At 55.4% G+C, this 11433-nt stretch carries 10 protein-coding genes; 6 read left to right on the forward strand and 4 right to left on the reverse strand.

Features of this window, described 5'->3' with window-relative positions; all coding sequences use genetic code 11:
- Nucleotides 1-116: 116 nt before the first annotated feature.
- On the reverse strand, nt 117-1640 hold the full coding sequence (locus tag AC1RKG_RS01420; protein ID WP_493181765.1) for a YdgA family protein: 1524 nt from the start codon (nt 1638-1640) through the stop codon (nt 117-119).
- Between the two features lie 141 nt (nt 1641-1781).
- A complete protein-coding gene (gene manA, locus AC1RKG_RS01425) occupies nt 1782-2960 on the reverse strand; it encodes a mannose-6-phosphate isomerase (RefSeq protein WP_128864961.1) in 1179 nt (392 codons plus the stop codon).
- 525 nt (nt 2961-3485) lie between these two features.
- Between manA and AC1RKG_RS01430 the strand changes: the two genes are divergently transcribed.
- The 4 genes from AC1RKG_RS01430 to AC1RKG_RS01445 all read left to right on the forward strand — a co-directional run bounded on the left by AC1RKG_RS01430 (nt 3486) and on the right by AC1RKG_RS01445 (nt 6683).
- Entirely contained in the window at nt 3486-3818 is a 333-nt protein-coding gene (locus tag AC1RKG_RS01430; protein WP_122079206.1) for a hypothetical protein, read from the forward strand.
- Between the two features lie 261 nt (nt 3819-4079).
- A complete protein-coding gene (gene fumC, locus AC1RKG_RS01435) occupies nt 4080-5477 on the forward strand; it encodes a class II fumarate hydratase (RefSeq protein ID WP_116690548.1) in 1398 nt (465 codons plus the stop codon).
- A gap of 58 nt (nt 5478-5535) precedes the next feature.
- Entirely contained in the window at nt 5536-6225 is a 690-nt protein-coding gene (locus AC1RKG_RS01440) for a helix-turn-helix transcriptional regulator (RefSeq protein WP_493181768.1), read from the forward strand.
- 89 nt (nt 6226-6314) lie between these two features.
- Nucleotides 6315-6683, forward strand: a complete 369-nt coding sequence (locus tag AC1RKG_RS01445) for a VOC family protein (protein WP_187962822.1) — start codon at nt 6315-6317, stop codon at nt 6681-6683.
- Here the strand turns inward: AC1RKG_RS01445 and tus are convergent.
- Nucleotides 6673-7611: a DNA replication terminus site-binding protein gene (gene tus, locus AC1RKG_RS01450; protein ID WP_122079212.1), complete on the reverse strand. Its 939-nt coding sequence runs from the start codon at nt 7609-7611 to the stop codon at nt 6673-6675. The two genes, AC1RKG_RS01445 and tus, sit on opposite strands and share 11 nt — an antisense overlap.
- Nucleotides 7612-7760: 149 nt before the next feature.
- The gene (locus AC1RKG_RS01455) at nt 7761-9026 is read right to left on the reverse strand and encodes an MFS transporter (protein WP_198639676.1); all 1266 of its coding nucleotides are present in this window, start codon (nt 9024-9026) and stop codon (nt 7761-7763) included.
- Nucleotides 9027-9155: 129 nt separating this feature from the next.
- Between AC1RKG_RS01455 and AC1RKG_RS01460 the strand changes: the two genes are divergently transcribed.
- Both AC1RKG_RS01460 and mlc read left to right on the forward strand, forming a co-directional pair.
- Nucleotides 9156-10046 (forward strand): LysR family transcriptional regulator, encoded by an 891-nt coding sequence (locus AC1RKG_RS01460; RefSeq protein WP_122079214.1) that lies wholly within the window; start codon nt 9156-9158, stop codon nt 10044-10046.
- Nucleotides 10047-10205: 159 nt separating this feature from the next.
- Nucleotides 10206-11423: a sugar metabolism global transcriptional regulator Mlc gene (gene mlc, locus AC1RKG_RS01465; protein ID WP_020826757.1), complete on the forward strand. Its 1218-nt coding sequence runs from the start codon at nt 10206-10208 to the stop codon at nt 11421-11423.
- The last annotated feature ends 10 nt before the right edge of the window (nt 11424-11433 follow it).

Genomic DNA, 11433 nt, shown 5'->3' on the forward strand with positions numbered 1-11433 from the left:
ATGGCCTGACCATGATGACGATTAACGCCAGGCAGGAAAAAAGGCAAAGCAGGAAAGAGCGGGCGGGGGATAAAAAAGAGGCCCGAACGTCGGGCCTCTTGAGCGTGAATTAGCTTTTACTGTGCAGGGGCGGGTACCGCGTCCTGTGCCGGTGCGCTGTCTTCGGCCGGGGCGCCCAACAGGCCGAACATGCCGATGAATTCCTGCAGCGACATTTTGTTGCCGTTCAGATCAACCTGGTTATCAGCGTAGTGGAAGCTACTGCCGATCACACCCTCTTTCAGGGTGGTCAGTTTGAACATCTGGCCCATGGCTGCTAACCCTTGCACCTGTTGTTCCGCCAGTTTTTGCGACTCTTCGGCACTGTAGCCTTGCAGTAAGGCCGTTTGCGAAGTGGTTTCCGTCGCCATCGCCACCGGAATACTCAGGTTGGCGTCGATCTTTTTCACCGAGCGAGCAATCAACTGGTCCGGAGATTCTGCCGGGGAGCCGGCCTGCGCTGGATCGGTCAGATCCAGATTCAGCGTAAAGGTGCTTTCACCCTTGCTGTTTTTCCAGCTCAGTGGCGCGATGCTGATGGACGGATTGCCCTTCAACAACAGCGGCAGGTTCTGCAGCAGGATGTCGGTGGTCTGCTGTTGGTAAGCCACCGGATCCATAGTTTGCGCCTGTTGCAGCATGGCCATCGCCTGCTGGTTGTACCGGTCGGCGAACTCTTTCAGTGATTTGGCATCCAGTTTGTCGATTTTCAGCAACAGCTTGCCGGAGCCGAAGTCGCTGTTCTGCACCTTCAGCGAATCGATGGTGTAATCAATTTGACCGTTCAGGTTGCTGTCTTTTTCGCCAAATTGGCTCGCCAGCTTAAAGCCGTCCAACAACAGGGTGTCTTTACCGTCAACGGCAACCTTAATCTGTTTCAACACCAGGTTCTGATTCCCCAGGCTGAGATCGAACTGCCCGGCATGGGTCTGGCTCTTCAGTGATACACCCAGCAACTGAACCTGCTCGGTCTGACCAAACTGGTTCGGGCCGCTGATCACCGCGCTGTCGCTGTTGGCGTCCAGGGTGATGGCTTTCATGTCGCGTGACACATCGGCATTGATGGTCGCACCGCTAAACTTCAGCGCCGACTTGTCCTTTTGGTAATCCAGCGGGATCACGTCAATGGCGGAGGAGGTGTCGCCACTGCAGGAAATACGCGACTCCGCGGTAAACAGCGACTTGCCCTTGGTGATATCAAACAGGCCTTTGGTCGCTGCGGTGTTTTCGAGCTCGGTGTGCACCGATGCCATGCTTGGCAGCAGGTTGAATTTCTTCAACTGGGCAAACGGAAACGGACCATGGTCGATGGTTTCCTGGAACGCCACTTCGTCACCCGGCTTCAGCGGAGCGTCGTCGGTAGTGACGCTGCCGTCGGCACGCAGCACATAGCGAATTTTACTGCTGAAAATACCGCGTTGGTAATTCTCATAACCCAGTTTAACGCCGGCTTTCGGCAGGTAGGCTTTCAGCTGGCTGTTGGCGTTCTCAACCACTTCACCCATCCGTTGTTCGATCAGTTTGCCGGTGTACCAGGAAGCCCCGGTCCATGCCGCGCCAAGAACCACAATGACGCTAACAGCGACTAACGATTTTTTCATAGTTCTGTTCATCCTTATTGAGCCATCTGTCTCTCGCAGATGGATGGGCAAATTTGGGCCAACAAAAAAACGCCCGCAGGCGTTTAATTGTGAAGGTAAGCTACTCTTTCAGCAACTAATTTGCGGAAATTTACCGAGTGTTTACGCCAACAGATTATAAACACGCGCGATTCGACCGGTACCGCTAACGCTGACCGGCGATTCGAAAGCGCCGATAAAGCAGGATTCACCGGGCTTAAGCACCAGTTGCTGATCCTGTTTACTCAGTACTGCTTCACCCTCAACGCAGAAAACAATGGCCGCGCTATCTTGCGCCAATGCTTGTGGAGCGGCGGAAAGATCGTGCAGCGAGAAGGCGAAGTCCTCTACCGGGATCGGGAAGAACAGTTCGTCACCGCGCTTTTGCGGCTGGGTCAGCAGCCCTGAGGCTGGTTGCGGGCGGAACTGCAGGTTGGCCAGCAGTTCTGGGATATCGATGAATTTTGGCGTCAGACCGGCGCGCAGCACGTTGTCCGAGTTGGCCATCACTTCCAGCGCCACCCCTTTCAGGTAAGCGTGTGGTGTTTCGGCATACAGGAACATCGCTTCGCCAGGTTGCAACTGCACCACGTTCAGCAGCAGCGGCGAGAACAGACCGCTGTCATCCGGATAGAAACCGGCAATGAAGCGCACCGTGTCCCAGGTTTCCCCCTGTTGGTTATTCAACGCGGCTTTCAACACCCCCAGCGCCAGCGATTTCTGCTCGCCGCTCATCGCCAGCAGGCTGGCAAACAGAGCGGACAGATGGCTGACATCCGGTTGCTGCAGGAAGGCGGCGATATCGTGGTGTGCACCGGCGATCGGCTGCAGCAGGGAAACAATGTCGGACAGTTCGCGGAAGCCATTCATCGCCAGGAAAGGCGTCAGGGCAAATACAAGTTCCGGCTTATGATTGGGATCCTTGTAATTACGCTCGGCAGCATCCAACGGAATGCCGGCCGCGTTCTCTTTGGCGAAGCCCGCTACGGCGGCGGATTTGCTTGGATGCACCTGAATCGACAACGGCTGATCGGCGCACAGCACTTTGAACAAGAACGGCAGCTCGCCGAAACGACGTGCGACTTCGGCACCCAGCTGCTTAGGCTGATCTTCATCAATAACATCGCGCAGCGAGCGCAAATTACCGTCGGTACCGGCTACGCGAGAGCTGCTCTTCGGGTGAGCCCCCATCCACAGTTCCGCCATCGGCAGTCCTTGTGGGTTGGCAATGCCATACAGCTGGGTTAACGCGTCGTGGCTGCCCCATGCATAGTTTTGCACTGCGTTGGTCATTTTTTGCATTTTGATAAACGTCCTTTGCATTCGCCGCCAGGTGACGGTAATTGGCTGACTGTAAAACAAACAAATTTTGTGCGTCTTATCCTACACCCGAAAGAGGGTGACAAAATGGTGCGCGATCAAACAAGTGGCGCAGTGGTCGGCGGTATAAGGTATTCGCGCCGGGCCGCAGCTCAGGGTGGGTAAAGTATAACGAGATAACGACCTCTGTCACCCTCCAGATATCATTGAACATTGGCCTGAACGGCTTAAAAAACGCCATTTTCGTTTGTGGGCAAGTTGACGGTGGCAATAACAAAATTTCAGACGGCGTGAGCGCAAAAATAAATGTTATTTTTGGCTTTATTTGTTCGTTATATTTCAAGCTGTGTTTTTTGACGCAAATTATTACCTGCTGAATATATCTATCACCATAATGACTCCGTTTAAATTGCTAACCACACAAATGGCTTAAATTAACCTGTAGCACCGCTATACAGTGCAGGCCAATAAAATGATTCTCCGATTATTCCTAACGCCGAGGCGCTAATGAAAAAAATTTTGCTGGTTCTGCTGATGTGTACTTCCGGTGCCAATGCGGCCGTGGTGGTGACCCATGCTTACGGCTACGGTGTCCGCCCGGTTGTCGTCGCACCTCGCCCGGTGGTAGTCGTACCGCGCCCGGTGGTTGTTGCGCCGGCTCCGGTGGTGGTGACAACGGCGCCCGTAGTAACTACAGCACCGGTCGCCCACCCGGTTGCCGCCGCGGCCGGTGCTGTGGGGGTGGGCGTTTACCGCCATAATGAACGCCAGGATGCCTACGATGAAATCAACCATCTGCAGGACCAAAGAATTAATGCTTATAATCAACATCACCATTAATTCCCTCGTCAGAAATTAATAAAGAGAGCGCCAGACGGCGCTTTTTCTATTGTCGATATTCAATTGGCCGATGAAAACGGCAAGGACGTGTTGCCAGAAAATAAAACCCGCACAATAACCATGACAATGGAGGAAAAATGCTGTGAGGCAACTCTCTTAATGCGAATAGTTATTATGTCACTATACTGGATGGGTGTGCCGGCGGCCTCGCGCGCGCTGGCGTAATCGTACATTTTTAGGAATTGTACTAAGGAGATAGTGATGGCAGCCGTTCGTATTGAAAAAGACTCTATGGGACCCATCGAAGTGCCGGCCGACCGGCTATGGGGCGCACAAACGCAGCGTTCCCTGGAGCACTTCCGCATTTCTTCCGAAAAGATGCCGACCGCGTTGATTCATGCGCTGGCATTGACCAAACGCGCCGCTGCCAGCGTGAACATGGACCTGGGGCTGCTGCCTGCGGAGCGGGCCAACGCCATTATCAGCGCCGCCGATGAAGTGCTGGCGGACCAGCATACGAACGAGTTCCCGCTGTCTATCTGGCAAACCGGCTCCGGCACCCAGACCAACATGAATATGAATGAAGTGCTGGCCAACCGCGCCAGTGAACTGTTGGGTGGCGTGCGTGGGGAAGAGCGCCGAGTCCATCCGAACGACGACGTTAACAAGAGCCAAAGCTCCAACGACGTGTTTCCGACGGCGATGCACGTGGCGGCGGTGATCGCCGTGCGTGAACACCTGATTCCCGAACTGAAAGTGCTGCATAAAACGCTGAGCGACAAAGCGGAAGCCTATCGCGATATCGTCAAAATTGGCCGCACCCATTTACAGGATGCCACGCCGCTGACGCTGGGGCAGGAGATTTCCGGCTGGGCGGCGATGTTGGCGCACAACCTGCAGCATATTGAAGCCAGCATTCCACATATTTGCGAACTGGCGCTGGGCGGCACCGCTGTGGGCACCGGCTTGAATACTCATCCGGAATACGCGGTTCGCGTAGCCAAGGCCCTGGCTGATCTGACCCGGCAGCCGTTTGTCACCGCCCCTAACAAATTTGAAGCGCTGGCTACCTGCGATGCACTGGTGCACGGCCACGGCGCGTTGAAAGGGCTGGCGGCTTCGCTGATGAAAATTGCCAATGACGTGCGCTGGCTATCTTCCGGCCCACGTTGCGGCATTGGCGAGATCGCGATCCCCGAAAACGAACCGGGCAGTTCCATTATGCCGGGCAAGGTCAACCCGACCCAGTGTGAAGCGATGACCATGCTGTGTGCTCAGGTGCTGGGTAATGATGTGGCGGTCAATATTGGCGGCGCCTCCGGTAACTTTGAGCTAAACGTGTTCCGGCCCATGGTGATCCACAACTATCTGCAGTCGATCCGCCTGCTGGCTGACGGCATGCAGGGCTTTAATGAGCATTGTGCTGTGGGCATTGAACCTAATCGCGATCGCATCAGCCAGTTGCTGAATGAGTCGCTGATGCTGGTTACCGCGCTGAACACGCATATCGGCTATGACAAGGCGGCCGAAATTGCCAAGAAAGCGCATAAGGAAGGCCTGACGCTGAAAGCCTCCGCGCTGAAGCTGGGCTACCTGACCGAAGAGCAGTTCGACCTGTGGGTACGTCCGGAAGACATGGTTGGCAGTATGAAGAAGTAATTGATTGCTCGGCTTGTAAAAGGCTTACTGAGGTAAGCCTTTTTTATGGAGAAAATGCATGTCACGCACCGAGCGTCTACTCGAGCTGATGCAAATACTGCGACGGAATCGCTACCCGGTTGCCGGTCACGCGTTGGCGCAGGAAATGAATATCAGCATGCGCACGCTGTACCGCGATATTGCCACCTTGCAGCAGCAGGGAGCCGAGATTGTTGGGGAAGCGGGCGTGGGATATGTGCTGCGGCCGGGGTTTATGCTGCCGCCGATGATGTTCTCACAGCAGGAAATTGAAGCACTGGTGTTGGGCATGCGCTGGGTAGGCAGCCGGGGTGACAGTCAGTTAGCCGAAGCGGCCAATAATGCCCTGGTAAAAATTGCCGACGTGCTGCCTGCAGCATTACGCGACGAGCTAGAGGCCAGCACGTTATTGATTGGTCCCTTGGATTTGATCAAGGTGGCGGACGAAACCCTGGTGTTGATCCGCGAAGTCATTCGCCAGGAACGCAAGCTCGAGGTGCATTACTGCGATAACAACGGCAATGAAAGCGAGCGTATCCTCTGGCCTTTTGCCCTCGGTTATTTTGAGCAGGCGAGGATGCTGGTGGCCTGGTGCGAACTGCGTCAGTCATTCCGCCATTTTCGTCTCGATCGTATCCGGCTGGCTACGCCGCTGGCGCAACGCTATCCACGAGGACGCCGCCTGCTGATGAAAGAGTGGCATCAATCGCAGGGCATCCCTACGCAGTAATCCCACACTGCTGCCAAAAACTGTCAGTAGGGGCGCTTAGTCTTAAGGTCTCGGGAGCCAGCCGGTTCCCTCACCCAAAGGTTAATGCGATGACAACCCCAAATATGACCCTTCTCTATGTCGATAACCCAGAAAAAAGCGCCATCTTCTACCGTCAGTTACTGGGGCAGGAGCCGGTGGAGCTTTCGCCCACTTTTGCGCTGTTTGTGTTGAGTAACGGCCTTAAATTGGCGATGTGGTCGAAGCATACCGTGCAGCCTGGCGCGACGGTGACCGGTGGCGGCGGAGAACTCGGTTTTCTGTGCGAATTGCCGCAGCAGGTGGACGCGCTTTATCAGCAGTGGCGCGATCGGGGGCTAAATATCATTCAGCCGCCGGTGACGCTGGACTTCGGTCATAGCTTCGTCGCCAGCGATCCTGACGGCCACCGTCTGCGGGTTTACAGCCTCAGCGAGTAGGGGCGTCGGTATACAGGTGGAGCCGTTTGATCAGCAACCTCAACGGCTTGGCGTCCGGCTTATATTTATGTTTGACCGTCGCCGCGTCGTAATTGAGCAACTCGCCAATCTTCGGCACCTGGGCGCCATGTTCCACCTGGCATAGTGCAATCAGCGGCAACGGGCAGGGGTGCTGCACCTGTTTTTGCTGCGGCTGATACCATACCCGCGCAATGGGTTGTACTTTCACTGGCCGCTTGATTTTCAGCGCCGCCTGCTGGGGCAGGCGACTGACATCATCGATTTCACGGCTGACCAGTTCTGCCCACTGTTCACGGTTATGTGGCGGTACCGCTCGGCCGGCTTTCAGGCTCTTTTCCAGTTGCGCCAGAATATCGTCGCGCTTTACGTTCTTGATAATATGCTTGTTGGCCCAACCGAAACGCACCGAGTCCGGATCCGTCACAACGGTCAAACTACGGTAGGCGCTAAGAGTAATCAGGCCGTGCAGATGAGTATGAACGAAGTCAAAGCGTTGCTCCGGCGCCAGGCCGGAATCGACGGTAATAATCTGTTCCAGCTCGGCTTTCAGCCGGTTTATCAGGCCAATTTGCGTCTGGATCTGCAGGTATTCCGGCTGCTCTACCGCCAGGCAAATAACGCCGGGCAGGCGTACCGCCGCCTTGCTGCTGACGTTGTGTTTATTGTGATGGATAAATAACCGCTGATAATGCTCCAGCGCCAAGTCGCGTGCGGCCTGGCCGACATGCTGCTCGACGGCAATCTGTTCTACCGTCGCATGCTCTTTGCCTTTCTCGATTTCCGGCAGGCTGAACACCCTGCCGGCTAACAAACGTAACGGTAAAACCTGCTGGTGGAGGGCTGTCAGCGCCTGTTCCAGTTGGTTAAAACAACCATTCATCCTGCCAATTAAATCGTATTTATCCATCTGGCACCTCTCATTTTAGTTACAACATACATTAAGGGGGCGATAAACGGAAGGGCAGCATCGGCTAAAGTGAGGAATGAGACACCGAGTGGTCCAGGCTAACCAGAGGGGTTAAGGCCCCCCGCACCCGTGGGTACAGGGGGGGAGGGTTAAACGCGCGCCGCTTCCGGCAGTTTTTTCAGGTAATGCACGACCAGCAGGGCGAGTAGCAACATCACGCTGATAAATGCCACGACGCCATTCCAACCGAAGCTGTGCCAGAAAACACCGCCGAGGGTCCCGGCGACGCTGGAGCCAACGTAATAGCAGAATAAATACAGCGAGGATGCTTGTCCTTTGGCGCGGCGGGCGCGACGTCCGATCCAACTGCTGGCAACCGAATGGGCGGCAAAGAAACCGGCGGTGAACAGCATCATGCCGATAAAAATCACCGCGACCGGGGCCAGGGCAGTAATCAGTATCCCGATCAGCATAATCAGGGTCGAAGCCAATAACACTGGCCCGCGGCCGAAGCGGGACGTCATGGCACCGGCCTTCGGCGAACTGTATGAACCGGTCAGATAGACCACCGACAACAGGCCGACAATCGCCTGGCTCAGGTGGTAAGGATCGGTCAGCAGGCGGTAGCCAATATAGTTGAACATGGTGACAAAGCTGCCCATCAGCAGAAAGCCTTCGGCAAACAGCAGCGGCAGGCCTTTATCGTGCCAGTGCAGACGGAAGTTGATCAGCAGGGTACGTGGGCGCAACGAACTGGCGCGAAAATGTTTTGAAGCGGGTAAAATACGCCAGAACATGCAGGCGGCGGCCAGAGCGAATAGCCCGATCACCGCCAGTGACACACGCCAGGAGAAGAAGTCGGTCAGCACACCGGTGACCAATCGGCCGCTCATGCCGCCGATGGAATTCCCGCTGATATACAGCCCCATGGAAAAAGCGACAAAACTGGGGTGGATCTCTTCGCTCAAATAGGTCATGCCAACGGCGGCGACTCCGCTCAGGGAAAGCCCGATCAGCGCACGCATTAGCAGAATGCCTTGCCAACTGGTCATAAAGGCGCAAATCAGGGTACAAATTGCCGCCAGCAGCAGCGCCACAACCATCACCGGTTTACGGCCGATGGCGTCAGACAGCGGGCCGGTAAACATCAGGCCCAGGGCCAGCAATCCGGTAGACACCGACAGCGACAGGCTGCTTTCCGCCGGGGATATGCCAAAGTCTTGCGACAAAACCGGCAGAATCGGTTGCACGCAATACAGCAAGGCGAAGGTAGCCAGTCCGGCGGAAAACAGCGCCAGGGTCACGCGCATAAACTGCGGCGTACCGCGCTCGATGTAGGGAAGTTTGTTAAGAGTGGAACGTTGGGTTTTTGGCGCAGCAGCCGCGTCGTCGTTAGCGGCCAGCGTCGACGGCATACCGGCCGCAGAACGCACAGGGGTTGTCACAGTCTTTCCTTACACAGCACTTGATGAGTTAACAAAATGATAGGGAGAGGGCAGTTTTTTGTCTAATATATTAATAATTAAAATTAAGACGTTTAAAGTATGAATATTGAGTTGAGGCATCTGCGTTATTTTATCGCCGTGGCAGAAGAGTTGCATTTTGGCCGTGCAGCGGAGCGGCTGCGTATTTCACAACCGCCGCTCAGCCAACAAATCCAGGCGCTGGAGGAAATGGTTGGCGCTCGCCTTTTGGCGCGGAATAACCGGAATGTCAGCCTGACTCAGGCGGGAGAGATGTTTCTGAAAGAAGCCTATCAGGTGCTCGATCAGGTCAGTCGTGCGGCGGAAAAGGCAGCGCGATTGGAACGCGGCGAACTTGGCGAACTGACCATTGGTTTCACCTCTTCGGCACCCTTTATCAGCGTAGTGTCGCGCAGTCTGCGGGCTTTCCGTCAGCAACACCCGCAGGTGCACATCAAGATGCGAGAAGTGAACACCAAGCAGCAGATCGAACCCTTGCTCAATGGCGAGCTCGATCTGGGCGTGATGCGTAACACCCGCTTGCCGGACGTGTTGAAACATCAACTTTTACTGTGCGAGCCCCTGGTGGCGGTGGTGCCGGAAGGGCATCCGCTAACCCAGGTGGCTTCCGGTACCTTGCGTTTCCAACATTTGGCGGAAGAACCCTTTGTGTTTTTCTCGCGTGAGGTGGGAACCGCGTTGCATGACGAAATTTTGTCGCTGCTGGCCAAGGCGGGGATCACGCCCTATATCACTCAGGAGGTTGGTGAGGCGATGACCATCATTGGCCTGGTGTCTTCTGGCTTGGGTATCTCTATACTTCCGGCCTCTTTCGCCCGGGTTAAAATCGATGGAGTACAATATTTGCCGCTGGCGGAGCCGGAGGCGATGACTGAAGTTTGGCTGGTGCACCATCGTCAACGGCCGTTGACGGCGGCGGCAAAATCCTTGATGGCGTTACTGTTGGCCTGACGGACCAACTGGGTAAATAAAACACAATCCGTAGCGAAAGCAGGGTGAATTTGTGCAGCAAATCACATAACGAATCAAATAGTTGACGCTGTATTCCAAAAGCCCCACCATAGCCGATAGTCTTTATTTAGAAGCGCGAAAAATAGTAGGAGCAGGTTTGTGATTGCTGTTGGGCAGCCTGGGCATATTGATCAAATCAAGCAAACAAATGCAGGGGCAGTTTATCGGTTAATCGATCAACTGGGCCCAATTTCGCGCATCGAACTGTCAAAGCGAGCACAGCTGGCGCCCGCCAGCATCACCAAAATCGTGCGGGAGCTGTTGGAAGCCCATCTGGTTAAAGAAACCGAATATCAGGAAGTGGGCAGCCGCGGCCGCCCGGCGGTGGGCCTGGTGCTGGACACCGAAGCCTGGCATTACCTTTCCGCCCGCATCAGCCGTGGCACCATCACGCTGGCGCTGCGTGATATCAGCAGCAAGCTGGTAGTTGAGGAAATCCTCCCCCTGGCCGCCGAACACCCCGATCCGCTGCTGAAACGCATTCTGACCGAAGTCGATCAGTTCTTTATCCGCCATCAAAGCAAACTGGAGCGGTTGACGGCCATTGCCATTACCTTACCGGGGATGGTGGATGCGATTTCCGGCGTGGTGCATCGCATGCCGTTTTACGACGTGGAAGATATGCCCTTGGGGCCGGCGTTGGAAACGCGCACCGGTCTGCCGGTGTATCTGCAGCACGACATCAGCGCCTGGACCATGGCCGAAGCCTTATACGGCGCTTCACGCGGCAGCCAAAACGTCATTCAGGTGGTGATCGATCATAACGTCGGCGCCGGCGTCATCACCGGTGGTCGGGTGCTGCATGCCGGTAGCCGCAGCGTGGTAGAGATTGGTCATACCCAGGTCGACCCTTACGGCAAACGCTGTTACTGCGGTAACCACGGCTGCCTGGAAACCGTAGCCAGTATCGAGAATATGTTGGAAATCGCCCGCACGCGGCTCGGGACCTCGATGAGTTCCAGCCTGCACGGCATGCCGCTGACGGTCGAATCGCTGTGTGATGCAGCGCTGGCAGGCGACCAACTGGCCAAAGATATCATCCTTGGCGTGGGCCACAGCGTAGGCCGTATCCTGGCTATCATGGTCAACCTGTTCAATCCGGAAAAAATCCTGGTCGGCTCCCCGCTAAACCGCGCGGCGGAAATTCTGCACCCGGCCATTGCCTCCTGCATTCGTCAGCAATCTCTGCCGGCTTACAGCGAGCATATTAAGGTGGAGTCCACCCAGTTCTTCAACAAAGGCACCATGCCTGGTGCGGCTTTGGTGAAAGAAGCGTTATACAACGGTTCACTATTGGTTCAGTTGCTGCAAGGCTAACACCAATCAG

The sequence above is a fragment of the Serratia sp. GW822-FHT06D09 genome (assembly GCF_058799515.1).

Coding starts and splice junctions, on each gene's coding strand:
- AC1RKG_RS01420 (WP_493181765.1), bottom strand. CDS start 1,640: ATGAAAAAATCGTTAGTCGCTGTTAGCGTCATTGTGGTTCTTGGCGCG.
- manA (WP_128864961.1), bottom strand. CDS start 2,960: ATGCAAAAAATGACCAACGCAGTGCAAAACTATGCATGGGGCAGCCAC.
- AC1RKG_RS01430 (WP_122079206.1), top strand. CDS start 3,486: ATGAAAAAAATTTTGCTGGTTCTGCTGATGTGTACTTCCGGTGCCAAT.
- fumC (WP_116690548.1), top strand. CDS start 4,080: ATGGCAGCCGTTCGTATTGAAAAAGACTCTATGGGACCCATCGAAGTG.
- AC1RKG_RS01440 (WP_493181768.1), top strand. CDS start 5,536: ATGTCACGCACCGAGCGTCTACTCGAGCTGATGCAAATACTGCGACGG.
- AC1RKG_RS01445 (WP_187962822.1), top strand. CDS start 6,315: ATGACAACCCCAAATATGACCCTTCTCTATGTCGATAACCCAGAAAAA.
- tus (WP_122079212.1), bottom strand. CDS start 7,611: ATGGATAAATACGATTTAATTGGCAGGATGAATGGTTGTTTTAACCAA.
- AC1RKG_RS01455 (WP_198639676.1), bottom strand. CDS start 9,026: ATGCCGTCGACGCTGGCCGCTAACGACGACGCGGCTGCTGCGCCAAAA.
- AC1RKG_RS01460 (WP_122079214.1), top strand. CDS start 9,156: ATGAATATTGAGTTGAGGCATCTGCGTTATTTTATCGCCGTGGCAGAA.